Here is a 1,278-nt window from a genome sequence, read left to right on the forward strand (position 1 = left end):
TGCGCTTTCCCCCGAAATTAGGACCACGAGTTAAGGTGGAGTCTGCGTCCTAAAAACGATAAGGAAGGACGTATGAGCAAAACAGGAAAAAGACGGAAGCATTCGGACAAATTCAAGGCCAAGATAGCTCTGGAAGCAATCCGGGGAGTGAAGACGCTGGCACAATTGGCTGCGGAGCACAAAGTGCATCCCAACCAGATCTCTACATGGAAGAAGCAGCTTCTTGAAAATGCCCCAGACATTTTTTCCAGTGACAAGAAAGCCAAGAGCCATGAGGAGTTGACCGCGCCTTTGTTTGAGGAAATCGGTCGGCTCAAGATGGACATCAAGTGGCTTGAAAAAAAGCTCTAAGCCTGCCGATTAAGGTTCGCCGTCAATGGATTGCACCAGATTCGGAATACTCCATTCGGCGGCAATGCCGGTTGGCAGGCGTCTCCCGATCTGGATTCTATTACAAGCCCGTAGTTGAATCCGATGAGAACCTAGATTTGATGCGCCTCATTGATGAGCAATACTTGCGTCAGCCGGATTACGGTTCGCCGCGTATGRCGGACTGGTTGAAGGCGCAAGGGCATCAGGCCAATCACAAACGAGTCGAACGGCTGATGAAGTTGATGGGCCTGCAAGCGATAACTCCGGGACCGCATACGAGCAGGCCCAATCCCGCACATCCGGTCTTTCCATACCTGCTGAGAGGARTTGCCATTGAACGCCAGAATCAAGTCTGGAGTGCTGACATCACTTACATCCYCATGCGGCGAGGCTTTTTATATCTGGTCGCGGTTATAGACTGGTGGAGCCGCTACGTGCTGGCTTGGGAGTTATCCAACTCGATGGATAGTTCCTTCTGCGTAGATGCCCTGCAGAAGGCTTTGCTCATCGCCAGCCCTGAAGTCTTCAACACGGATCAGGGTTCGCAGTTCACGAGTCAAGAATTCACCGGCGTTTTGCAGGATAATGACATTGCCATCAGTATGGATGGAAAAGGACGGGCCTTGGATAACGTTTTCATAGAACGGTTGTGGTGGACGGTAAAATACGAGGAAGTGTACCCCAAAGCATACTCTGACGGAATAGAGCTATATCACGGCCTGACTCGCTATTTCCGCTACTATAATGAAGAGCGCGGGCATTCGTCGTTGGACAAAAGAACTCCCGCCGAGGTATACAGGAGCACTTTCAATGTTCATTGACTTGGCGCATAGCCGTTGTTCCGCTCCGCCCTCGGCCCTTCCGGGCCGCCCCTGGGGGGACGGGCTCCGCTCCACAACGGCTATG

At 52.2% G+C, this 1,278-nt stretch carries 1 pseudogene; it reads left to right on the forward strand.

The window, feature by feature from the left end:
* The first annotated feature begins 72 nt into the window (after positions 1–72).
* Positions 73–1,193 (forward strand): annotated as a pseudogene (locus D0S45_20350) (IS3 family transposase).
* Positions 1,194–1,278: the final 85 nt, after the last annotated feature.

Origin of the sequence: Marinifilum sp. JC120 (genome assembly GCA_004923195.1) — a bacterium.
Lineage (GTDB): Bacteria > Desulfobacterota > Desulfovibrionia > Desulfovibrionales > Desulfovibrionaceae > Maridesulfovibrio.